The sequence below is a fragment of the Paenibacillus sp. FSL H3-0469 genome (assembly GCF_038051945.1).
In the GTDB taxonomy this organism is placed as follows: Bacteria; Bacillota; Bacilli; order Paenibacillales; family Paenibacillaceae; genus Paenibacillus_AQ.
This window is the reverse complement of record NZ_CP150302.1, coordinates 2463337-2484663: the sequence shown is the minus strand read 5'-3', so window position 1 is coordinate 2484663 and position 21327 is coordinate 2463337. Positions and strand designations below refer to the sequence as shown.

General features: G+C 54.6%; 18 protein-coding genes and 1 other annotated feature. Of the genes, 16 read left to right on the top strand and 2 right to left on the bottom strand.

Annotated elements, in window-relative coordinates; translation table 11 throughout:
* Positions 1 to 4 precede the first annotated feature (4 nt).
* From NSS83_RS10785 to NSS83_RS10735, 11 genes are all read left to right on the top strand, one after another.
* Complete coding sequence (locus NSS83_RS10785; protein WP_341348247.1) at positions 5 to 1009, top strand: SDR family NAD(P)-dependent oxidoreductase; 1005 nt, start codon at positions 5 to 7, stop codon at positions 1007 to 1009.
* A gap of 11 nt (positions 1010 to 1020) precedes the next feature.
* The gene (locus NSS83_RS10780; protein WP_341184479.1) at positions 1021 to 1986 is read left to right on the top strand and encodes a GDP-mannose 4,6-dehydratase; all 966 of its coding nucleotides are present in this window, start codon (positions 1021 to 1023) and stop codon (positions 1984 to 1986) included.
* The gene (gene pseC, locus NSS83_RS10775; protein WP_341184480.1) at positions 1983 to 3179 is read left to right on the top strand and encodes a UDP-4-amino-4,6-dideoxy-N-acetyl-beta-L-altrosamine transaminase; all 1197 of its coding nucleotides are present in this window, start codon (positions 1983 to 1985) and stop codon (positions 3177 to 3179) included. The genes NSS83_RS10780 and pseC overlap by 4 nt, the downstream gene beginning before the upstream one ends.
* Before the next feature lie 24 nt (positions 3180 to 3203).
* Positions 3204 to 4973 carry an N-acetylneuraminate synthase family protein gene (locus NSS83_RS10770; protein ID WP_341348246.1) on the top strand — a complete coding sequence of 590 codons (1770 nt, stop codon included), beginning with the start codon at positions 3204 to 3206 and terminating at the stop codon, positions 4971 to 4973.
* 17 nt (positions 4974 to 4990) lie between these two features.
* The gene (locus tag NSS83_RS10765; protein WP_341348245.1) at positions 4991 to 5908 is read left to right on the top strand and encodes an aldo/keto reductase; all 918 of its coding nucleotides are present in this window, start codon (positions 4991 to 4993) and stop codon (positions 5906 to 5908) included.
* A gap of 4 nt (positions 5909 to 5912) precedes the next feature.
* A complete protein-coding gene (locus NSS83_RS10760) occupies positions 5913 to 6710 on the top strand; it encodes an SDR family oxidoreductase (RefSeq protein ID WP_341184483.1) in 798 nt (265 codons plus the stop codon).
* 17 nt (positions 6711 to 6727) lie between these two features.
* Entirely contained in the window at positions 6728 to 7822 is a 1095-nt protein-coding gene (pseG, locus tag NSS83_RS10755; RefSeq protein WP_341348244.1) for a UDP-2,4-diacetamido-2,4,6-trideoxy-beta-L-altropyranose hydrolase, read from the top strand.
* Positions 7794 to 8366, top strand: a complete 573-nt coding sequence (gene pseH, locus NSS83_RS10750; RefSeq protein WP_341348243.1) for a UDP-4-amino-4,6-dideoxy-N-acetyl-beta-L-altrosamine N-acetyltransferase — start codon at positions 7794 to 7796, stop codon at positions 8364 to 8366. Before pseG ends, pseH begins: the two co-directional genes overlap by 29 nt.
* Complete coding sequence (gene pseI / locus NSS83_RS10745; RefSeq protein WP_341348242.1) at positions 8344 to 9396, top strand: pseudaminic acid synthase; 1053 nt, start codon at positions 8344 to 8346, stop codon at positions 9394 to 9396. The genes pseH and pseI overlap by 23 nt, the downstream gene beginning before the upstream one ends.
* A 60-nt stretch (positions 9397 to 9456) precedes the next feature.
* Positions 9457 to 9732: a binding site (T-box leader), on the top strand.
* Positions 9733 to 10475: 743 nt separating this feature from the next.
* Entirely contained in the window at positions 10476 to 13568 is a 3093-nt protein-coding gene (gene ileS, locus NSS83_RS10740) for an isoleucine--tRNA ligase (RefSeq protein WP_341184488.1), read from the top strand.
* Positions 13569 to 13744: 176 nt separating this feature from the next.
* A complete protein-coding gene (locus tag NSS83_RS10735) occupies positions 13745 to 14155 on the top strand; it encodes a DUF5665 domain-containing protein (RefSeq protein ID WP_341184489.1) in 411 nt (136 codons plus the stop codon).
* Between the two features lie 118 nt (positions 14156 to 14273).
* Here NSS83_RS10735 and NSS83_RS10730 read toward each other — a convergent pair whose 3' ends face one another.
* Positions 14274 to 15002 (bottom strand): TraR/DksA C4-type zinc finger protein, encoded by a 729-nt coding sequence (locus NSS83_RS10730; protein ID WP_341184490.1) that lies wholly within the window; start codon positions 15000 to 15002, stop codon positions 14274 to 14276.
* 256 nt (positions 15003 to 15258) lie between these two features.
* Here NSS83_RS10730 and lspA point away from each other — a divergent pair, with 256 nt between their 5' ends.
* The 3 genes from lspA to NSS83_RS10715 all read left to right on the top strand — a co-directional run bounded on the left by lspA (position 15259) and on the right by NSS83_RS10715 (position 18084).
* Positions 15259 to 15762: a signal peptidase II gene (gene lspA, locus NSS83_RS10725; protein ID WP_341185232.1), complete on the top strand. Its 504-nt coding sequence runs from the start codon at positions 15259 to 15261 to the stop codon at positions 15760 to 15762.
* The gene (locus NSS83_RS10720; RefSeq protein WP_341184491.1) at positions 15755 to 16729 is read left to right on the top strand and encodes an RluA family pseudouridine synthase; all 975 of its coding nucleotides are present in this window, start codon (positions 15755 to 15757) and stop codon (positions 16727 to 16729) included. Before lspA ends, NSS83_RS10720 begins: the two co-directional genes overlap by 8 nt.
* A gap of 101 nt (positions 16730 to 16830) precedes the next feature.
* Complete coding sequence (locus NSS83_RS10715; RefSeq protein WP_341348241.1) at positions 16831 to 18084, top strand: LL-diaminopimelate aminotransferase; 1254 nt, start codon at positions 16831 to 16833, stop codon at positions 18082 to 18084.
* A 303-nt stretch (positions 18085 to 18387) separates the two neighbouring features.
* On the opposite strand, the gene NSS83_RS10710 is transcribed toward NSS83_RS10715, so the two are convergent.
* The gene (locus tag NSS83_RS10710; protein ID WP_341348240.1) at positions 18388 to 18948 is read right to left on the bottom strand and encodes a GNAT family N-acetyltransferase; all 561 of its coding nucleotides are present in this window, start codon (positions 18946 to 18948) and stop codon (positions 18388 to 18390) included.
* A gap of 884 nt (positions 18949 to 19832) precedes the next feature.
* Between NSS83_RS10710 and pyrR the strand changes: the two genes are divergently transcribed.
* Both pyrR and NSS83_RS10700 read left to right on the top strand, forming a co-directional pair.
* The gene (pyrR, locus tag NSS83_RS10705) at positions 19833 to 20414 is read left to right on the top strand and encodes a bifunctional pyr operon transcriptional regulator/uracil phosphoribosyltransferase PyrR (RefSeq protein ID WP_076076014.1); all 582 of its coding nucleotides are present in this window, start codon (positions 19833 to 19835) and stop codon (positions 20412 to 20414) included.
* A gap of 2 nt (positions 20415 to 20416) precedes the next feature.
* On the top strand, positions 20417 to 21325 hold the full coding sequence (locus NSS83_RS10700; RefSeq protein ID WP_341184495.1) for an aspartate carbamoyltransferase catalytic subunit: 909 nt from the start codon (positions 20417 to 20419) through the stop codon (positions 21323 to 21325).
* Positions 21326 to 21327 lie beyond the last annotated feature (2 nt).

Below are 21327 nucleotides of genomic sequence, written 5' to 3'. Positions count from 1 at the left end.
GAGCATGTTCTTCCGGAATAAAAGGATTCTGATTATCGGCGGTACCGGCACCATCGGAAAAAGTATTGCAAAGCTCCTTCTGAAGCAGGAGCCAGAGATCATCCGGATTCTCAGCAGAGACGAGTATAAGCAGTTCGAGCTGCAGGATGAGCTGCAAGGGAACGCAAGACTTAGCTACCTGATCGGAGATGTCCGGGATTATGACCGTGTGCTGGCTGCAATGGAGGGGATAGATTATGTGTTCCATACAGCTGCTATGAAGCATGTATCCTTCTGTGAATATAACCCGTTCGAGGCTGTACTTACAAACATTATCGGCACTCATAACGTGATTCAGGCAGCGAAGCAGCAGAAGGTATGCAAGGTCATTTTTACAAGCACAGATAAAGCCATTTCACCGACCAACAACTACGGAGCCACCAAGCTGTCTGCGGAGAAGCTGATTTCCTCTGCCGTCACCTCAGGCGGCTCCGGCCAAACGGTGTTCTGCACCGTACGGTTCGGGAATGTGATGGGCTCCAGAGGGTCTGTCATTCCCTTGTTTGTGAAGCAGGCGAGAGAAGGCAGGGCGATCACCGTAACAGATCTGTCCATGACAAGGTTCATGATGACGCTGGAGCAGGCAACCCGGCTGACCGTTCAGTCCCTGCAGCTGGCGAAGGGTGGTGAGACTTTTATTCTGAAGATGCCGGTGATCAGGCTGAAGGATCTGGCTGAGGTTGTAGCCGAGGAGGCGCCGAAGAAATATGGGACCCTCCCGACTGCAGTGAAGATCCTGGAGATCGGCCTGAAGCCGGGCGAGAAGAGATATGAAGAACTGATGACCCACGAGGAATCCCTAAGCGCTTTTGAATTACAGGATGTATACATTGTCCCTTCCCCCTATGCTGCACCGCAGTCCTACCGGGAAGCAAGCAGGCCGAAGCCGGGCACCTACAGCTCCGAAAGAGAGATCCCGCTGACGAAGGAGCAGGTCAAGAAGCTGGCATCGGAACAAAATCTAATCTAATGGAGGCTACTATGAATATACTCGTAACCGGAGGTGCCGGCTTCATCGGCAGATGGGTAGTCGGACGTTTGTTAAAGGATGGACAAAGGGTATGGGTCGTCGATAATCTGGCGAATTCATCGCTGGATAATCTGAAGGAGTATGAAGATCATGAGTATTTACAGAAGGTGCAGATCATGGATCTCAAGGACAGAGAAGCCTTGAAAAAGCTTTTCCGTGAGACCTCCTTCGACCTGTGCTACCATCTGGCAGCAAGTATTAATGTGCAAGACAGCATAGATGATCCTGAGACCACGTTCAACAATGATACACTGGCCACCTTCTATCTGCTCGAGGAATGCCGCAAGCAGCAGGTGAAGATGGTCTTCATGAGTACCTGCATGGTCTACGCCCGGGCGGCGGATGAACAGGGAATTGACGAGCAATCTCCTGTCAAGCCAGCCTCTCCCTATGCCGGGGCCAAGATCGCTGCGGAGAACATGGTACTATCCTATTTCCATGCTTATGATCTGCCGGTGGTCGTCGTAAGGCCGTTTAACACGTATGGTCCCTATCAGAAAACCGGCGGCGAAGGCGGCGTTGTGGCGATCTTCATCCACAGCAAATTAAAAGGCCAGCCGCTGAATATCTACGGGGACGGCACCCAGTCACGGGATCTATTATATGTCTTGGACTGTGCAGATTTCGTAGTGGAGGCGGGCTACAGCGACAAGCTGCATGGAGAAATTGTTAATGCAGGCACGGGTGAGGATATCACCGTCAATCAATTGGCCGAGCTGATTGCAGACGGGCAGGCACCGGTCCAGCATGTTCCCCATATTCACCCGCAGAGTGAGATTCAGAAGCTCTTATGCAATTACAACAAGGCAGAGAAGCAATTGTCCTGGACACCTAAGGTTACCATCCAAGAGGGCATCCGGCAGACAGAGCAATGGATTCTTGAGACCTTTCACCGAAAGGAGCCGAACCAATCATGAGTAAAAGCAAACTGGCCATTGACGGCGGGAAGCCTGTACGTGCCCACTACTTGCCGTATGGGAGACAGATGATCGATGACGAGGATATTGAGTCCGTGGTCAAGGTGCTGCAAAGTGATTATTTGACCAGCGGCCCGGCCATTGAGCAATTCGAAGCAGAGATCGCAGCGTTTACCGGGGCAAAATATGCGGTGGCCTTCTCCAGCGGAACTGCGGCACTGCACGGGGCCTGTTATGCCGCCGGGATCGGCGAAGGAGATGAGGTGATTACGACTCCCATGACGTTTGCCGCTACTGCGAACTGTGTGCTGTATCAGGGGGGCGTACCGGTATTCGCCGATATCGATCCGCGGACATATAATCTTGATCCGCAGCGGATCAGGGAGAGAATTACTGCTAGAACGAAAGCGATTATTCCCGTCCATTTCACGGGTCAGCCGGCACAGCTTGATGAGATCCTGCAGATTGCAAGGGAGCATAATTTGATCGTGATTGAGGATGCCGCCCATGCGCTTGGTGCGAGATATAAGAATACAAGCATTGGGGCGATCGGGGACATGACTATGTTCAGCTTTCATCCAGTAAAGCATATAACAACGGGAGAAGGCGGAATGATCACTACAAATAACCCGGTGTATTACGAGAAGCTGCTGCAGTTCCGCACCCACGGCATCACCAGGGATGAGCGCAAGTTAAGGGAGAATCACGGACCCTGGTATTATGAGATGCAGTTCCTCGGCTACAACTACCGGATCACAGATATACAGACTTCACTTGGCATCTCCCAGTTACGCAGAATCGGGAGCTTCATCGAGAAGCGCAAGCAGCTTGCCGCCTTGTATCTGCAAGAGCTGAGCGCCACCGAGGAGCTCATTCTTCCGCACCAGCTTCCAGAGTCGGAGTCGAGCTGGCATCTGTTCATTGTCAGACTTCAGCTCTCCAAGCTGACGGCTACCAGGAAGACGGTCTTTCAGGCGCTGCAAAAGGAGAACATCGGCGTAAACGTCCACTACATCCCTGCCTATCTGCACCCGTACTACGAAAGCTTGGGGTTCCGCAAGGGAATCTGTCCGGTCGCTGAAAGCTGCTATGAGGAATTCATTACACTCCCGCTATATGCGGGCATGGAAGCTGAAGATGTGATGGATGTGGTCGCAGCGGTCAAGAAGGTGATCCGCCACTACTCCAAATAAAAATAGAGAAGGGAGGGGATTAATGTGGGCAAAGTGAAGGTGATTGCCGAAATTGCCAATGCCCATTGGGGCGACCCCCGCCGGCTGCGGGAGCTGATCCTCGCAGCCGCACGCAGCGGCGCTGACGGGGTGAAATTTCAATGGTTCCATTACGACAGCCTGGCGGTGCCGGATTTCATCCATTATCAGACGTATATCGATTTGTTCATCGGCAAGCAGCAATGGGCGGAGGCTGTCCAGCTTGCCAAGGCTGAGGGGCTGGAGGTCTGGGTAGATCTCTATGATGAATGGAGTGTCGGGCTGCTCGCGGAGCTTGAATCGCAGGTAGACGGCTTGAAATTACCCACAACCGTACTCCAGTCGCTGCCCTTGACTCTAGCCCTGCACAGGTTCAATAAGCCCTTACTCATCGGCGTAAGCGGATGGCTGGAGGAAGAGATGGACTCCCAATTATCCTACATCCGCAGCCATTTCAAAGGTCCAATCGTGCTTATGCACGGCTTCCAGGGCTATCCGACCCGGACAGAGGATTCCAATCTGAGCCGCATCGCCCATCTCAAGCAGACCTATCAGCTGGAGGTGGGCTTCGCAGACCATGAGGATGCTGATCATGAAATGGCGGTTGATCTTCCGGTCTATGCCTATCTGCTGGGGGCCAGTGTCATTGAGAAGCACATTACCTTGAACCGTGCGGAGAAAGGCATTGATTATTATTCCGCGCTTGAGCCGGAGGAATTCGGGCGGATGGTGGAGAAGCTGCGCCGGGCAGAGTGTGTACAGGGCAGTCTCGAAATTAACGAATCGGAAAGAAGGTATCTGGAGGATTCCTCTCTGAGGATCGTCTCCCGCAGAGAGCTGCGCCCGGGTGAAATGATCACGCCTGAGAACATATGCTATAAACGTTCATCTATGCCGGATGCCCTCATGGCAAGCAAGGCTTCCATACCATTTCCTATGATTGCCACCTCAGCCATTCCTGCGAACACACCCCTCACGCCCGGGAAGGTAAAAGCACCCAAAATCTGCATTGCTGTCATCTGCAGATTGAAATCCACCCGGCTCCGCCGCAAGGCGCTGCGCGAGATTCACGGTATTGCGGCCATCGAAAGATGCCTGATGAATTGTCTGGCTGTGCCGGGCGGCTATGAGGTGGTGCTGGCCACCTCGGATCTGCCGGACGACCAGCCGCTTACGGCGTTCACCCTGAACGATCAGGTGAAGGTGGTCACCGGCGACCCGGACAATGTGGCTGCAAGAATGCTGAGCGTGGCAGAAGCGGCCCAGGCGGATATCGTGGTCCGGGTGACCGGCGACAATCCGGCTATTTCCCCGGAGATGCTTCAGCTTCTGATAGACCGGCATCTGGCAAGCGGTGCAGACTTCACCTACGCCAAGGAGTCGACCATGGGGACGGTCGGGGATGTTTTTACCGTTGAAGCGCTGAGAAGGCTGCTGCACTATTCCAATCCGCTTACGCATGCGGAATATCTGTCCTTTTACTTTTTCAACAATCCGCATCTCTTCAAGATCAATGCAGTGGATCTTCCTGGGGAGTGGGTGCATCCTGAGTGGCGGTTGACCATGGATGAGATTCAGGATCTGGAGCTGTTCGAGACGGTCTATCAGGCACTGGATGTGGGGGCAAGACCGCTATTCTTCGAAGAATTGAAGGCATTCCTTCAGGAACACCCTGAGGTGGCCGAGCACAACCGGGGCATTCGTGTGAAATGGCGGGATGATACGGAGCTGGTCAAGGAGCTGAATGCAGCAACCACCCTGAACAAGAAATTATAACGTTAGCGAGGCATCGGATGATGATAAACAAAGCGGGCCTTGTGCTGGGGACGGCCCAGCTGGGCGGAAATTACGGGATTGCGAATGCAGCTGCGAACTCCTCTGTGCAACAGAGGAACGAACTGCTCCGATATGCCCTCTCCTCAGGGATCGGTTATTTGGATACCGCGCCGGGATACGGGGACAGTGAGTCTATCATCGGAGATTGCCTGGAAGGTGCAGATCCGCAGAGCCGGCCGCAGATTGTGACGAAGCTCCCTTCCGTCCAGCGGCTGCGGCTGCACACGGAGGAAGCGCGGAGGAGGTTCGTCACCTCTTCCGTGCATGCTTCCCTGGACCGGCTGAAGTGTTCTGCGCTGGACGCTTGTCTCTTGCATGATCCGCTCGATATGACTTACCAGGGCGGCGAAATTCTGCGAGTGCTGCAGGAGCTGAAGCGGCAGCAATTAATCCGCAGAATCGGTGTATCTGTGTATGATGCGGAGGATGTTGCGGATTTTATGCGCTTGGAGGGGCTGGACAGCATTCAAATTCCGCTGAATGTCCTGGATCAGAGATGGCTCGTTAATGGAATGCTGGAGCAGCTCGCCCGGAAGGGAACAGAAATCTTCGTCCGCAGCGTCTATCTGCAAGGCCTGCTGCTGATGGCACCGGAGCAGCTTCCGGCTGGGCTGAAGCAAGCGGAGCAGCCGTTGTTACGATTAATCAGATACAGCAAGGAAACCGGGATACCGGTTAAAGAGCTGTGTTTCCTCTATGTAAGGGATCTTCCGGGGATATCCGGGCTGGTGATTGGCTGCGAGACGGTGGAGCAGGTGCAGGAGAATCTGCGGATGATGGCATTGCCTCCTCTAAGCCGGGCGGTGAGACAGACGCTTGGTGAATCCTTTGCGGATATTCCTGTAGAGATCATTGACCCCAGGAGGTGGAATTAACAAGATGCATACTCTTCAAGAATTATTTAATCTGCAAGGCAAGGCAGCGGTGGTGACCGGAGGTGCCGGTTATCTGGGCACTGCCATAGCGGAGGGGCTGGCTGAGGCAGGCGCGGCAGTCTATCTGGTCAGCTCGAACGGGCAGCGCTGCAAGGAGGCTGCGGAGGCCATTGCCCGCACCACCGGAGCAGCCTGCTTCGGCAAGGCGATGGATATCCGGCAGGAAGCATCAGTCAGAGAATGTATTCAGAGCATCGCTGAAGCGGCCGGTACCATAGATATCTTAGTCAATAATGCTGCGTTCAGTTCAGCGGCCAAGCTGGCGGACATGAGTGAAGAGCAGTGGCTGACCGGGCTGGACGGGACGATCAATGGAACCTTCAGATGTGTCAAAGCGGTCCTGCCCTATATGGTTGAGCAAAAGAGAGGCTCCATCATTAACGTCTCCTCGATGTACGGGCTGGTCTCGCCTAACCCGGAGGTCTACGGAGACAGCGGGATGGATAATCCCGCTAATTACGGAGCCGGTAAAGCAGCGATAGGCCAGTTTACCCGTTACATTGCCTGCCACTTCGGGCAACATGGAATCAGAGCGAATACGGTATCGCCCGGGCCCTTTCCTAATGCAGCGGTTCAAGCTGCCGATCCGCAGTTCATCCGGCAGCTGGAAAGGAAGAATCCGCTGGGCAGGATCGGCACTCCTGAAGATTTGAAGGGAGTGATGGTATTCCTGGCTTCCGCCGCCTCAAGCTATGTTACAGGTGAGAATATCTCTGTTGACGGAGGCTGGACCGCATGGTAAGCACAGCAGCTAATCGAATGAATATATGGATTCGGGCCGATTCCTCGTATTCTATGGGCACGGGCCATATCATGCGCTGCCTGACACTTGCAGGCGGGCTTGCCGCCAGAGGCGGGCAGATCACGTTCATTTGCCGTGAGCTGCCGGGGAATCTGGCCGACTATATCAGAGGCCAGGGCTATGCGGTGGAGTTGCTGCCGCCGCCGGATGATCCGTCGTACGCCGCATTCTGGCTTCAGGTGGATTGGCGGACCGATGCTATGGAGACGGTGCAGCGGCTGGAGGGGGCTGCTCCTGCGGATTGGCTTATTATCGACCATTACGGGATTGATAAGCGGTGGGAGACATGGGTACAGGGGAAAGTGAAGAAGATAGTAGCCATCGACGATCTGGCGGACCGCCCGCATGAGTGTGATCTGCTGCTGGACCCCAATCCATCCGCTGCCAGAGACCGTTACCAGGGGTTGCTTCCTGCTTACTGCACGAAATTGACAGGCACCTGCTATACACTGCTCCGGCCTGAATTCCGCGCGGCTAAGCGGGGGCTGGCTGAGCGTGACGGAAGCATAAGCCGGGTCCTGGTGTTTTTTGGCGGCACCGATCCTACGGGGGAGACTCTCAAAACCTTGCAGGCCCTGCAAAGTCCCGCCTTCGCTAACCTGAAGCTGGATGTCGTAGCAGGCGGAATGAACCGCCGCAAGGATGACATAGCAGCGTTATGTGACACGATGCCGCAGGCCAGCTTCCATTGTCAGATTGATTACATGGCTGACTTGATGCAGAAGGCGGATCTCTCCATCGGAGCAGGCGGAAGTACGACCTGGGAGCGCTGTTACCTGGGCCTGCCTTCGCTGTGCATTATTACGGCGGATAATCAGCGGGAGATCACGGCCTTGGTTCATGCGAAGGGGGCTGCATTAAGCCTGGGGAAGAGTAGTGAGGTGACTGCCCAAGAGATTGAGCAGGGGCTTAAGGCTATGCTGGCTGACCCGGCGGGGGTACGGGCCATGTCAGAGCAGGCGCTCCGTCTGATGGGAGAGGATAAATGGGATGAGGTCATAGACAGGATTATGGGAGGGGACTATGGCAGACCTAAGGAAATACAGGCTTGAGAAGCTGAGTGAGAAGCATAGCCGGCTAATATGGGAATGGCGCAATGCCGATCACATCCGGCCCTATATGAATCATGACGGGATGATTCCGCTGGAAGAGCATCTTAGCTGGATGCATGCCATAGCGGAGGATACCAGCCGGGTCGTCCGGATCTGTTACTATCTGGACACACCGGTGGGCTTCGTGCAGTTCTCGCAGATCGACAGGATCCACAAGACCTGTGAATGGGGCTTTTATATAGGGGACAAGAGCTGTCCCCCCGGCTCCGGTACCATGATGGGAATCTTGGCGCTGGAGCATATTTTTCAGGTAGAGCAGCTAAGTAAGGTATGCGCGCAAATCCTGGATTTTAATCAGCGGAGCTTGTCCTATCACCGTAAACTAGGCTTCGTAGAGGAAGGCAGGCTGTGCAGGCAACGGATCAGAAATCATCAGCCTGTGGATGTGGTCTTGATGGCCCTGTTCCGGGAGCCATGGGAGAGCCGCAGGCTACGGCTGACAGAGGAGGCAACGACAGGCCATGAAGGAAATCAGGATCGGTAACCGTACTATCGGCAGCGGGCATCCGCCTTTTGTTATCGCGGAAATGTCCGGTAATCATAATAAGTCCCTGGACCGTGCGCTCGAAATCGTTAAGGCCGCTGCCCGGGCTGGCGCTCATGCGTTCAAAATCCAGACCTATACGCCGGATACTATGACGCTTAATCTACGGAGTAAGGATTTCATGATTGGGGAATCGAACGGACTGTGGAAGGGAAAATCGCTGTATGAGCTGTATGCTGAGGCATATACGCCTTGGGAGTGGCATGAGCCTATCTTTGCTTCGTGCAGGGCACTCGGGATGATCCCGTTCAGCACCCCGTTTGATGAGTCCTCGCTCGAATTCCTGGAGACGCTCGGCGTCGACTGCTACAAGATCGCTTCCTTTGAAAATAATGATATTCCCTTATTGCGGAAGGTGGCCTCCAAAGGGAAGCCAATGATCATTTCCACCGGGATGGCCTCGCTTGGCGATATTGAACAGGCTGTCCACACCATTACCGGGGCAGGCTGCCAGGAATATATACTGCTCAAATGCACCAGCAGCTATCCGGCTTCGCCCGAGAATACCAACCTTAACACCATTCCGTATCTGCGCGATGTCTTCCGTGCTCAGGTAGGCCTGTCTGACCATACCCTGGGCGTAGGGGCAGCAGTAGCAAGCGTCGCGCTGGGCAGTACCGTGATCGAAAAGCATTTCACCCTGAACCGTGCGGAAGGGGGAGTGGATGCTGCCTTCTCTTTGGAGCCGGCAGAGTTCGCTTCCCTGGTCCGGGAGACAGATACAGCCTGGAGGGCACTCGGCGGCGTCTCCATCGGCCCCACCCCCGAAGAAGAGAAATCCCTGCAGTTCAGACGGTCTGTCTATACCTCCAAGGATATCAAGGCCGGAGACCTGCTCACTGCGGATAACCTCAAAGTCATCCGTCCCGGCTACGGCCTCGCGCCCAAATATTATGATCTGCTCATCGGCAAACGCTTGAGAACCGGTCTGCCCGCCGGCACCCCGCTGAGCTGGGACCTGCTGCTGTAATCCGCCTTGACAATTGGGGCGAAAACGTCTATAACTAGAACATATCTGTATCCATTGAATCCAAATTCGATGACGGGACAAGTACGATAAGGTAACGTTCTCCAGAGAGTCGGTGCTTGCTGCGAGCCGATCGTTCACGCCTTACCCGAAGATCCTCCCCTAGAAGCTAAGCTGAAGCGTGTATACGTGTGTAGGCTCCGCCGTCTGCCGGACGTTATCCCGGACCCGCAAGGTTGTCTATTGCCTGCGGACTGAGATTGTACTGAATCCACACCCCTTAGGATGTGCGTGCAGTGCAAATTAGGGTGGTATCGCGAGCGTCGTCTCGCCCCTTTGGGGGCGGGGCGGCGTTTATTTGTGTGTTGGGCATCCCCCTAAATCGGCTTAGATCCCCCTAAATCCCCCTTCCAAGGGGGACCCCAAGGGCTGGCCGCCCTCTGGACACCCGCAACAAGGGCTCCGAGTATGGAGAGGGGGCGGCGGACGGGAAGGGATTACTTCGGCGTAGGATCGGCCCTTCTTAGGCTGCCCTAGCCGGTACGCCTGCGGGGCCTTAACAGCGCTAACTACGCAGCCCGTCCAGTGCTGCCCTCCGGGTTCGCGGGCCGGGTGGCCCAAGAACGAACGGCAAGCCCCCCGTCCAGTGCTGCCCTCCGGGATCGCGGGCCGGGTGGCCCGAGAGCCAACGGCAAGCCCCCGTCCAGTGCTGCCCTCCGGGTTCGCGGGCCGGGAGGCCCAAGAACGAACGGCAAGCCCCCGTCCAGTGCTGCCCTTTGGGTTCGCGGGCCGGGAGTCCCAAGAACGAACGGCAAGGCCCCCGGGCAAGCCCGTTGCCCTAGCGCAGTTAAGGCCCCGCAGGCGTACCCGTCAGGGCAGCCTAAGAAGGGCTGAGGACTCCGCCAAAGTAATCCTTCCCGTCCACTGACCCTGCTCCTTACACGATGCACTGATTTAGGGTGTCCAGAGGGCAGCGCCCTTGGGGCCCTCCCTTGGCGAAGGGAGGGTTTGGGAGGGATCGAAAAGCTTTTATAAAAGGTTGAAGGTTTTGAAATATTTTCTAAACGAAGGGATTGACCATCATGCATAAGGTAGACGTCAAAGAAAAAGCCCGGGCCAGAGATGTCCGGATCTTGAAAAAGTGGAGCGAGGAGGACACGTTCCGCCGCTCGATGGAGAACCGCGAGGGACGCCCGAACTACGTATTCTACGAAGGGCCGCCGACGGCGAACGGAGTGCCGCATATCGGGCACGTGCTGGGCCGGGTCATCAAGGATTTTATCGGCCGCTACCAGACCATGAAGGGCTTCCGCGTCATCCGCAAAGCGGGCTGGGATACGCACGGCCTGCCGGTAGAGCTCGGGGTGCAGAAGAAGCTCGGCATCTCCGGCAAGCAGGATATCGAAGAATACGGCGTCGAGAAGTTCATCAAGGAATGTAAGGAAAGTGTCTTCGGCTATGAGAAGCAGTGGCGGGAATTCACAGAAGCGATCGGCTACTGGACCGATCTGGATCATCCATATGTAACGCTGGATAATACGTATATTGAGAGCGTGTGGAACATCCTGGCTACGGTTCATGAGAAAGGCCTGATGTACCGCGGTCACCGCGTTAGCCCTTACTGCCCGAGCTGCCAGACGACCCTCAGCTCCCATGAAGTTGCCCAGGGGTATAAGACCGTTAAGGATCTGAGTGCTACCGCCAAGTTCAAGCTGGACGGCAGCGGCGACTATGTGCTGGCTTGGACGACCACGCCTTGGACGCTTCCGGCGCATATGGCGCTGGCGATGAATCCGGCTATGGAATATGTGCGTGCGCAGCAGGAAGACGGTGTGTATGTACTGGCGAAGAACCTGGTGGACGAAGTGCTGAAGGGTGAGTACACCATCCTGTCTACACACACTGGCGCTGACTTTATCGGCCAGAGCTATACACCGCCGTTCGGTTATATCAAGGCGGAGAAGCATAATGTGATTGTCGGAGCCTCTTTTGTAACAGATTCCAGCGGTACCGGGATCGTACATATGGCTCCGGCACACGGGGAAGACGACTATAAGAGCTGCCGCGAGAATGGGATCAGCTTCGTGAATGTAGTAGATGCTTCCGGGAAATACACGGATGTAGTGAGTGATTTTGCCGGACGGTTCGTGAAGGATTGTGACCTGGATATCGTGAAGGTGCTGTCTGAACGCGGACTGCTCTACCACAAGGAGAAATACGAGCACAGTTATCCGTTCTGCTGGCGCTGCGACACCCCGCTGCTCTATTATGCAACAGACAGCTGGTTCATCCAGACAACAGCGATCAAGGATCAGCTGATTGCCAACAATAACAGTGTAGATTGGTACCCGGACCATGTGCGCGAAGGCCGCTTCGGCAAGTTCCTGGAGGAGCTGGTGGACTGGAATATCAGCCGTAACCGCTACTGGGGGACGCCGCTTAACGTATGGGTCTGCCAGGAGACCGGCAAGGAATTTGCGCCGCACAGCATCGCCGAGCTGAGAGCGATGGCCGTCGGCGAGGTCGCTGAAGATATCGAGCTGCATAAGCCGTACGTGGATAATATCCAGCTGCGCAGCCCGTTCAGCGAAGGTGCCGTCATGGTCCGCACCCCGGAAGTGATCGACGTCTGGTTCGACAGCGGCTCGATGCCGTTCGCCCAGAGTCATTATCCGTTCGAGAATCAAGACCGGTTCGAGGACCAGTATCCGGCGGATATGATCTGCGAAGGGATCGACCAGACGCGCGGCTGGTTCTACAGCCTGCTGGCGGTATCGACCCTGTTCACGGGTAAGGCACCATACAAGGCGGTTATCGCCCACGGACATATTTTCGATGAGAACGGCCAAAAGATGTCCAAATCCAAAGGCAATGTCATTGACCCATGGGAGATCATGAACGAATACGGCACGGATGCCTTCCGCTGGGCCATTCTGTCTGACAGTGCGCCGTGGAACAACAAGCGGTTCTCGCGGGGGCTGGTCGGGGAGACGAAGTCCAAGGTAGTGGACACTCTGGTGAACACGCATGCTTTCCTTACGCTGTATGCCGGAATCGACGGCTATGATCCTGCGGATCACCCGTTCAAGGTATCTGAGCATAAGCTCGACCGCTGGATTCTGTCCCGTCTGAACAGCCTGATCGTGCTGGTGGATAAAGGGCTGGCCGTGAATGACTTCGTGAACACCTCCAAGGCCATTGAGAATTTCGTGGATGAGCTGAGCAACTGGTACATCCGCCGTTCCCGTGACCGGTTCTGGGGCAGCGGGCTGGGCGAAGAGAAGCTGGATGCTTACCGCACCCTTACGCATGTCCTGTTAACCACAGCCAAGCTGATGGCTCCATTTACCCCGATGCTGTCCGAGGATATCTTCACGAACCTGGGCGGCGGAGAGAGTGTACATCTGGCAGACTATCCGGCAGCGGACGAGAACCTGATCGACCTTGCCCTGGAAAAAGATATGGAGTACGCCCGCGGCATCGTTGAGCTGGCCCGTAACGTCCGCAACGAGAGCGGCATCAAGAACCGCCAGCCGTTGTCTGAGCTGATTGCGTCCACGCCTGACAACTTTAACGTGGCGGATTATGAAGAGCTGATCAAAGAAGAGATCAACGTCAAAAATATCGTCATCGAGCACAGCGACAGCGGCTTCGTAGACTTCACCCTGAAGCTGAACCTGAAGGTGGCAGGCAAGAAATACGGCAAGAGCGTCGGCTTCCTGCAAGGCTTCCTCAAAGCGATGGACAGTGACGCTACCCGCAAAGCGGTACAAGAAGGCGTTATCGCCATCGTGTCACCGGACGGAGAAGAGCTGCAGATTACGTCCGAGGAGCTGCTGGTTGAGAAGCAGGCCAAACCTGGCTTTGCTTCCGCTTCCGGCTATGGACTGACAGTGGCCTTGAACACAGAAATCACACCGGAGCTGGTACAGGAAGGCTGGGTGCGCGAAGTCGTACGTGCTGTGCAGGATTACCGTAAACGTCTGGATCTGCCGATTGACAAGCGCATTGCCCTGACCCTGCATGTCGATGACGAGCTGAAGGCGGCGGTGACCGCATTCGAGCATGTGCTGCGTGAGAATGTACTGTTGACTACGGTGGATTTTGACGGAGATTATACCTATGAGACAGTGGATGCCGGCGGCAAGAGCTTCGGTATTCATATCGGCGCTTAACTCTGGAGCGGCCGCGCATTACCTGTATTACTTGTCCCTGTATGGCATATACTAGCCGCAAAGGAAAAGTTTCCACGGGTTAGAATGCAAATGACGAGCCCTGTGCTTAAAGAGAGAATTCTCTTTGACCGGGCTCGTTTGTTTTGCGGCGTATAGACAACAGGAGGTGCAGGGGCATGGGGGGATGGAAAGAGGGGAAGAATCCTGCGGAGCAGCCGGAAGAGCCGGAAGAGCCGGGCAGAATTTCGATCAGAACCACGGACAGAGCCGTTGATCCGGCCGATCTTCCCCCGGAAGAGAAGCTGAACGCCCTGTACCGGATGACCACGAGTCTGGCCCAGCAGATGGAGAAGTCACGGATCTCGGAATATACCGAGCTACTGTATTCCCCCTTCCGGCTGATCTGGCTGAACATCCTCTCCGGAGTAGCCAGGGGGCTGGGGATTGCGCTTGGATTCACTTTTTTTGCGGCGACGATTATTTATGTGCTTCAGGTGCTGGGCGCGCTCAATCTGCCGATTATCGGCGACTATATCGCGGACATTGTGCGGATTGTCCAGCATCAGCTGGAGCTGAAGACGTTCTAAGTGCGGCTGAACCTGAAATAACCCCACATTGGTGGGGTTTTCTCTTCATCGGATCGTTCCTAACCATTGCCAAGCATTAGCTGGGCATGGTTTGTGCTTATTTGCTGTGCAAGCTCTGCTACTTCCGCTCTTTTCGGGTCGGGTCCAGCAGGTAGTCGCCTTCCTCGTCATCCATGTAATGGCGGTAGCTGTTGCCCTTGATAATCATCAGATGATTGCCGGAAATGTCGGTGGCTACGAAATTCTCCCAGGGCTCCACGAAGCCCTCGGTTTCGTCCGCTTCGATCTCCATATCATTGTAGGAGCCGATGTTGCTGCCTTCAGCCATCGCAGGCGAATCTGAATTGCCCCAGCTCTCTACGATCTGCCAGGCATCCTCGCCATCGAAGCCATTCTGGTCATCCCGCTCATCCAGACTGGTGCGGCCAAACGGCGGAGACAGCAGCTCCTCCTCGGCCGGACGGGTGAATGGAGCGCTCTGGCGGGGAGCATGCTCTTTCGTGTAGCGGGTGGAGGGAAGGGCGGCCAGCCGCTCATAAGGAATGGGTTCACCGCTGGCGATACAGATGCCGTACGTTCCTTCGTCCATTGCCCGCAGGGCGGATTCAATATCGTCCAGCTCATGCTCATCGCGCTCCAGCAGGGAGATATCCATGGAACGGTTATACAGCTCTGTGGCGGCATCACCGGGATGGTTGTCGATTTCGGACAGCTCTCCAGTGTTGTCCCGCATCGCCTCCTGTAGTCCGTATTGTCCGCTGCTCTTCAACCTGTGCTTAATATCCTCCTGCTGCTGCTGGAGAGTAGTACGCAGCCCGGAGAGCTGCTGTGGTGTCAGATGGCTCATTGCTGTGAGCTCCTTTCGGTAGCTAATCGCTGAAACGGTACCGTCCTTTAAAAGGAAGGCAAAACCGTTTCCGCTTCTACGGATAGCTTGGCCTCCGGGGCCCTTTTTTAGCGCTGGCAAATAGTGCCCTGCCTTAACCGGTTTGCCAGGTCATGCAATAGACGGGTTCTTGAGGCCTGTGCTACAATATACAAGTCTTTATACAGTATTCGTACCGCGAAGCCGCGGGAAAAATAAGAACGGAGTGACAACTTCTGTGGTGTACTTTCTGATTGCGCTAATTGTATTTCTGATTGACCAGGGTACCAAATATCTGATTGCCACCCGGCTGGAGCTCGCAGAGCAAATTCCGGTAATCAAGGATTTCTTCATTATTACGTCGCACCGCAATCGTGGAGCCGCCTTTGGAATTCTGGAGGGGCAGCAGTGGTTCTTCATTGTGATTACAGTAATCGTTGTATGCGGAATCGTCTGGTATCTGAACAAAACCCGCAAGACCCGCAAGCTGCTGCCTACCGCGCTGGCACTTGTTCTTGGCGGAGCAGTCGGCAACTTCCTGGACCGGATTCTTAACGGTGAGGTTGTGGATTTCCTCATGTTCAATTTCGGAAGCTATACGTTCCCGATCTTTAACGTGGCCGATTCCTGTATTGTGGTCGGGGTGGGTCTGATTATTCTGGACACGCTGCTGGAAGTGAAGGGCGAACAGGAAGTCACCGAGGTGAAGGAATCACAGGAAGTCAAAGAAGGGAATGAATGATTTGAACAAAGACGTCAAAGAGCTGGCGGATTCTGGCGCCCTCGAGGAAGGAAGAGACGTCACCGAATGGATCGTTGCCGAGGACAATGCGCGGGAGCGGATTGATAAATACGTTACAGAGGCCATGGAAGACGAGATTTCACGCTCCCAGGTTCAGCTATGGATCAGCAGTGGCCATGTCGTGGTCAACGGCGCGCCGGTCAAAGCGAACTATAAGCTGAATGAAGGCGATAAGGTAACCGTTACGGTGCCGGAACCCGAGGTTACGGACCTGATCGCACAGGATATTCCGATTGAAGTGGCTTATGAGGACAGCGATGTGATTGTGGTGAACAAGGTGCGCGGCATGGTTGTGCATCCGGCAGTGGGGCATCCCTCCGGCACTTTGGTCAATGCGCTGATGTATCATTGCAAGGATCTGTCCGGCATTAACGGCGAGATTCGTCCAGGCATTGTCCACCGGATCGACAAGGATACCTCCGGTCTGATTATGGCAGCTAAGAATGATGCCAGTCATGCTTCGCTGTCCGCCCAGCTTAAGGAGCACAGTGTGACCCGCCGCTATATCGCAGTGGTGCACGGCAATCTGTCTCATGACAAGGGAACCGTAGATGCTCCTATCGGCCGTGATCCGCATGACCGCAAGCTGTATACCGTAACCGAGAAGAACAGCAAGCGCTCCGTGACGCATTTTACCGTGCTGGAGCGGTTTGGTGACTGCACACTGCTGGAGCTGCAGCTTGAGACAGGGCGCACGCATCAGATCCGTGTTCACATGAAGTTCATCGGCCATCCGCTGGTGGGTGATCCAATCTACGGGCGCAGCAAGGGAACTACCATGAACGGACAAGCCCTGCATGCAGCGGTACTGGGTTTTGTACATCCTTCCACAGGCGAATACAAGGAGTTCAGCGCGCCGATTCCGGCGGATATGGAAGAACTTCTATTTACGCTGCGCAGCAGATAAGTACAAATCAATAGATTATAAATCCATGGTACAGCGGCCGGATTTGCGTCATATTTAGAGCATAGATTCACAACATAGGCCCAGGAGATGAGTAGAAGATTATGAGTATTGAACAATATCAGGCTACATTTATTCAGACGAATTTTGCAGACCGCATCGGCGGCGAAGGATACGGCAAGGACACCTCCATCTACAAATTTGAGAAAATCAAACGCGCCAAAGCCTCGGCGAAGCAGGATTTTCCGGACATTGAACTGATCGACATGGGCGTCGGCGAGCCGGACGAAATGGCAGATGAAGGCATCGTGTCCAGACTTGCGCTGGAAGCGGCCAAGGAAGAGAACCGCGGCTACTCCGATAACGGTATTCCTGAATTTAAGGCAGCAGCGGCTGTGTACCTTAAGGAAGTTTTTCAGGTGGACGGAATTGACCCTGTAACAGAAATCGTGCATTCTATTGGCTCGAAGCCTGCGCTGGCAATGCTGCCATCCGTATTCATTAATCCGGGTGACATCACGATCATGACCATTCCGGGCTACCCGGTGCTGGGTACTCATACCAAGTATCTGGGAGGACAAGTCTACTCCGTGGAGCTGAAGAAGGAGAACAACTTCCTGCCTGACCTGAACTCCATTCCTGAAGAGGTTGCCCGCAAGGCGAAGCTGCTCTACCTCAACTATCCGAACAACCCTACGGGTGCAAGTGCCACACCTGAGTTCTTCACTGAAGTGGTAGCCTGGGCCAAAAAATATGATGTAGTCGTCATCCATGACGCTCCTTATGCTGCATTGACGTATGACGGCGTGAAGCCGCTGAGCTTCCTGTCCGTACCTGGTGCCAAGGATGTCGGCGTGGAGCTGCACTCCCTGTCCAAGTCCTACAACATGACCGGTTGGAGAATCGGCTTCGTGGCCGGCAACCCGCTGATCGTGAAGGCGTTCAGTGATGTGAAGGACAACAATGATTCCGGCCAGTTCATCGCGATTCAAAAAGCTGCCGCGTTCGGTCTCTCTCATCCTGAGATTACCGAAGCGATTGCCGCCAAATACTCCCGCCGCCACAACATGCTGGTGGATGCGCTGAACAGCCTGGGCTTCAAGGCCGAGAAGCCGAAGGGCTCCTTCTTCCTCTATGTAGCCGCGCCAAAAGGCGTCAAGGGCGGACGCCGCTTCGAATCCGGCGAGGATTTCTCACAGTTCCTGATCCGCGAGAAGCTCATCTCCACCGTGCCTTGGGATGATGCCGGCGCGTTCGTGCGTTTCTCCGTCACCTTCGTCGCCAAGGGCGAGGAAGAGGAGAAGCGTGTCATCTCCGAAATCCAAAGACGTCTGAGCGACGTTGAATTTGAATTTTAAAATGTAGATAACGAAGAAGCCGCTGCGGAGAAATCTGCGGCGGCTTCTTTGTGGTGCGCGTCTATCTACATAGCGGACTCCCGCTCAGCCCGGCTCGAATTGTTGCACAAAATGCAGCCTCGCACCGCTCAAACCAAGCTCGAACACACATATCCTGCACTTTTTGCAACAATCCATTCGGTGATGATTAATATCTGGCATAAATCCTGCAAAAACTGCAACAATTGGCCCGGCAGCACACAGGAGCGGAAGAATTCCTGCATAATGTGCAACATCAGAGCATTAGTAAAGCATCAGTGCAGCCTACCCTTTCCGGTAAGCCACCCGATGGAAAGCATTAATGTACCGAAACAGCGCTTCACCATCATCCGGCACATTCCCTGATCCACCCAGTGGCAGTATCATCGCCTGATAAGGCTCCGGTACCATTCGATATTGATGCACATAGGAGGTCAAGACGAACCCGTTCCGCTCCCAGAATTGAATACGTTCCTTGTGCGATGCCGTAACCCCCGATTCCGCTTCGATGATGACTCCCCGGATGCCATGTTCCTGCACCGCCCAAGCTTTGATCTGCTCCAGCATCCAGGTCCCCGTACCCTCCCCGCGCAATAGCTTATCTACTGCCAAGTAATCAATAATCAGGATCTTGTCCGCAGCTTGCCCCACTACACCGGTAACAGCCATCGCAACAACCGTCCCCTGATGCACCCCCGCATGTAAGTAACCAATCCCACGGTCCAGCATACTGCGGAGAATCCCTTTAGTCTTGGCTCCACTTGGAAAAGCTTCATGATACACCCGCTCCATCCGCCCCCACCACGCCTCATCCCACTCTTCTATAGTAATAAACTCCATGTTCATGATTGTATTCGCCTCCAGTTCCATCATAGCAGAGGAAGGGGGGAGAGCAAAAATAAGGCTTAGCAGGGAAGATAGTATTAAAGATGTTTATGCAAATGAAGAGAATGGCAGGGAGGTTCGATAGGTGGCGCAGGATTTTTTCTATTGTATTTCGTACAGCAGATGAGTGCTAAAACGTGCCTATAAGTAAATCTATTGCATTTCATGCATTAGAATTCTGTAAAAGCAATGTTTTTGAGCAGAAATCTGCAATTCAAGTGTACGAAATACATTAGAACACAGTTCAGCGGGCCATTCAATCAAATCTATTGCAGAGATTGCAATGAGCCTTAAATACAAGCCATAACCAATCGGCATTGCAATACGCACGATCAGCGCAGCGCCATAGTGCCCCCCTCTGCCTGCCTCTCCCCCAAGGGGGGATGTCAAATCTCTTGCACCGTTTAGGTGGAAGCGGCGGAGGGGATTTTGGAACTGCAGGAGCGATAGCGTCCGCCTTTACTTTGTCTCCGGATTTAATCCGCTAAGCGGTTAATTCAAATCAATCTGGAGACAACAGCGGCCGAAAGTCCAAAATCACCGCAGCTGCGCCCTCCCCTAAACCGTCCTGTGAAGAAAATTTGACATCCCCCCGTCCATCTGTCATAATTCCCTATAGTTGAATAGCGCCTTTAATTCAGTCCCGTGAGGCTGGCAAGGTAACGTGAATCGAGGTTCGCGTAAGAAAGCAGGAATCCGTATGAGTACGGAGTGCCTCTTTATGCGCGCGGACACGCCATCTTTTTGAATCTGCGGATTTCACTCCTTGCCTGCTTTGGGCAAGGAGTTTTTTAGTTTATCCGGGGAACTTGAACAGGCGATCAAGCAGGAGGATGGCAAAGAGCATGGTTACTGAAAAAAATGTCATTATGGACGAAACGGCGATTCGCCGGGCACTGTCACGCATTGCACATGAGATTTTGGAGAAAAACAAGGGTATCGAGAATTGCCTGCTGGTCGGCATCCGGACCCGGGGGATCTACCTGGCTCAGCGGATCGCGGAGCGCATTAAGGAAATTGAGGGCGTGGACATCCCTTACGGGGAGCTGGACATTACTCATTACCGCGATGACCGCGAAGGCGGCGGGGACAACCGGGAAGCGATGGACAAGGCGGTTGTGAACAGCAATCTGATCCTGCCTCCGGGCACCAGCGGCACCCGGGATAAGAAAGTAATCCTGTTCGACGATGTACTGTACACCGGAAGAACGATCCGCGCGGCAATGGATGCACTGATGGATTGCGGAAGGCCCCGGATGATCCAGCTGGCTGTACTGGCTGACCGCGGCCACCGGGAGCTGCCGATCCGCCCCGACTATATCGGCAAGAACGTACCCACCTCCAGGCATGAGCAGATTGAAGTGTCCCTGAGCGAGTATGACGGCAAGGACGAAGTGTACATTATTTCAAACCGGGAGGAACGATAACAATGATGACGGCAACCAAAGTGAAGGAACGCAGTCTGCTGGGGATGAAGGAGCTGGCGGAGTCGGAGATTAACCAGCTGTTAGACAGAACAGCTTACTGGGATCATCAGAGTGAGAAGCTCACGCCGGTGCTGAGAGCACATTTTGTTGCCAATATGTTCTTCGAGAATAGTACCAGAACCCGCTTTTCCTTCGAAATGGCTGAGAAACGTCTGGGTGTACAAGTACTGAACTTCACGGCTGCGGCCTCCAGTGTGGAGAAGGGCGAGTCCATCTACGATACAGTGCGCACACTGGAGTCAATGGGTATCGATGCCGGAGTCGTCCGGCTGAAGCCTGCCGGGGTGCTGCAGCAGCTTGCCGAGAAGGTAGGCGTTCCGCTGATCAATGCCGGGGACGGCAACAACGAGCATCCGACGCAGGCGCTGCTGGACCTGTACACGATGCGCAAGCATTTTGGCGGACTGAAGGGCCTGAAGGTCTCGATTATCGGGGATATTATGCACAGCCGGGTAGCACGGTCCAACCTCTGGGCACTCACCAAAATGGGGGCAAGCGTGCAGTTCTGCGCCCCTGTGAATATGCAGGCTCCTGAGCTTGCGGCCTACGCTCCATACGTGTCTATGGAAGAAGCGCTGAAAGCGGATGTGGTCATGATGCTGAGAGTGCAACTGGAGCGGCATGCTTCAGGCATTATTTTATCGGCTGAGCAGTACAGGGAGCACTTCGGACTGACCGAGGAACGGGCTTCCAGGCTGGACCCGGCAACGATTATCATGCATCCGGCACCGGTGAACCGCAATGTGGAGATCGACGATGCGGTAGTGGAGAGCAGCCAGTCCCGGATTTTCCCGCAGATGGCGAACGGAGTGCCGGTACGGATGGCGGTCATGGAGCGGGCTTTGCAGTAGCA

Bases quoted from the DNA above. Each gene is read 5' to 3' on its own strand.
- pseG (WP_341348244.1), top strand. From the start codon at position 6,728: ATGAATATATGGATTCGGGCCGATTCCTCGTATTCTATGGGCACGGGC.
- NSS83_RS10720 (WP_341184491.1), top strand. From the start codon at position 15,755: ATGAATGATTTGAACAAAGACGTCAAAGAGCTGGCGGATTCTGGCGCC.
- NSS83_RS10730 (WP_341184490.1), bottom strand. From the start codon at position 15,002: ATGAGCCATCTGACACCACAGCAGCTCTCCGGGCTGCGTACTACTCTC.
- pseC (WP_341184480.1), top strand. From the start codon at position 1,983: ATGAGTAAAAGCAAACTGGCCATTGACGGCGGGAAGCCTGTACGTGCC.
- NSS83_RS10700 (WP_341184495.1), top strand. From the start codon at position 20,417: ATGATGACGGCAACCAAAGTGAAGGAACGCAGTCTGCTGGGGATGAAG.
- NSS83_RS10785 (WP_341348247.1), top strand. From the start codon at position 5: ATGTTCTTCCGGAATAAAAGGATTCTGATTATCGGCGGTACCGGCACC.
- NSS83_RS10735 (WP_341184489.1), top strand. From the start codon at position 13,745: ATGGGGGGATGGAAAGAGGGGAAGAATCCTGCGGAGCAGCCGGAAGAG.
- NSS83_RS10765 (WP_341348245.1), top strand. From the start codon at position 4,991: ATGATGATAAACAAAGCGGGCCTTGTGCTGGGGACGGCCCAGCTGGGC.
- NSS83_RS10760 (WP_341184483.1), top strand. From the start codon at position 5,913: ATGCATACTCTTCAAGAATTATTTAATCTGCAAGGCAAGGCAGCGGTG.
- pseH (WP_341348243.1), top strand. From the start codon at position 7,794: ATGGCAGACCTAAGGAAATACAGGCTTGAGAAGCTGAGTGAGAAGCAT.
- NSS83_RS10715 (WP_341348241.1), top strand. From the start codon at position 16,831: ATGAGTATTGAACAATATCAGGCTACATTTATTCAGACGAATTTTGCA.
- NSS83_RS10710 (WP_341348240.1), bottom strand. From the start codon at position 18,948: ATGAACATGGAGTTTATTACTATAGAAGAGTGGGATGAGGCGTGGTGG.
- NSS83_RS10780 (WP_341184479.1), top strand. From the start codon at position 1,021: ATGAATATACTCGTAACCGGAGGTGCCGGCTTCATCGGCAGATGGGTA.
- ileS (WP_341184488.1), top strand. From the start codon at position 10,476: ATGCATAAGGTAGACGTCAAAGAAAAAGCCCGGGCCAGAGATGTCCGG.
- pyrR (WP_076076014.1), top strand. From the start codon at position 19,833: ATGGTTACTGAAAAAAATGTCATTATGGACGAAACGGCGATTCGCCGG.
- pseI (WP_341348242.1), top strand. From the start codon at position 8,344: ATGAAGGAAATCAGGATCGGTAACCGTACTATCGGCAGCGGGCATCCG.